Annotated in this window: 1 pseudogene; it reads right to left on the reverse strand. The window is 62.0% G+C overall.

Features of this window, described 5'->3' with window-relative positions:
* Window positions 1-878 (reverse strand): annotated as a pseudogene (locus ASU03_RS21220) (hypothetical protein); the annotation flags it as partial.
* Window positions 879-906: the final 28 nt, after the last annotated feature.

Genomic DNA, 906 nt, shown 5'->3' on the forward strand with positions numbered 1-906 from the left:
AGAGCGCATGTACCCGCCCTCGAACGTCTCGCGGGCCTTTTCGGACGCCGAGTCGTTGTCTTCCCCGCCCTCCTTCGCTTCTTCGAGCCAGGCGAATGCGCTTTTACAGGCGATCGGAAGCGGTTCACGCATGCCCGCTACCCAGGCCTCGAGCAGCGATTTCAACTGCTTCTGCGCCTCTTGCGGGGCCATTGGCCGGAACACCACGTCCCCATTCAAACTGACCAGAATCGAGGTGCAGCCCGGCTCACTCAGCTGCAACGCCAGATGGCGCACCCAGGGTCGAACCAGGTTGTGCCAGCGCCAACTGTCGTCGTTGCACAGCTTCTTGCTGTCCAGCTGCAAGTAGGCACGCTCACCTTGGGCATTGCGGCGAATACCGCCCAGCCAGTCACTCAATCCCGGGGCCGATTCATGAGCGGCGATCGTTGCGGCGGTTTGGCCCTCCTCGACCTCCGGCCACGCCTGCAACTGCACGTGGTAACGCTCGAGCATATCCGGCAGCGGCTCGGCCAGGGCCGATGCGCTCAACGTGCCGAAGCCACCCAACGGCAACTTGCCTTCGCGCTGCAAACGCTGAAGGTGCAGATCAAGCTCAGCCCCGGCGCCTTCAGGCTGATAATCCTCTTCAACCCAACGCTTGAGCGCCTGGCTGAGCCGGTCCTGGTGCTGCCAGTTCTCAAGGCCGTCGAGCTGAAAGGTTTCGTCGTCGCGGCTGTCAATTCGTCATTGTCGAAGTTGACCTTGAGCCGTTGCTGGAAGAACGCCCCGACGGGGTCGCGCACAAACCCGGCCAGTTGGCGCAGGGTTAAAGGCGTGTCTTGGGCGAGCGCTGGCAACAGGTTTTCCGATGGCTGCTGATCTGGCGAATCATGCACCTCACGCCATTCGTGCGAGTAAGTGAAC

This window comes from Colwellia sp. TT2012 (assembly GCF_001440345.1).
Taxonomy (GTDB): domain Bacteria; phylum Pseudomonadota; class Gammaproteobacteria; order Enterobacterales; family Alteromonadaceae; genus Colwellia.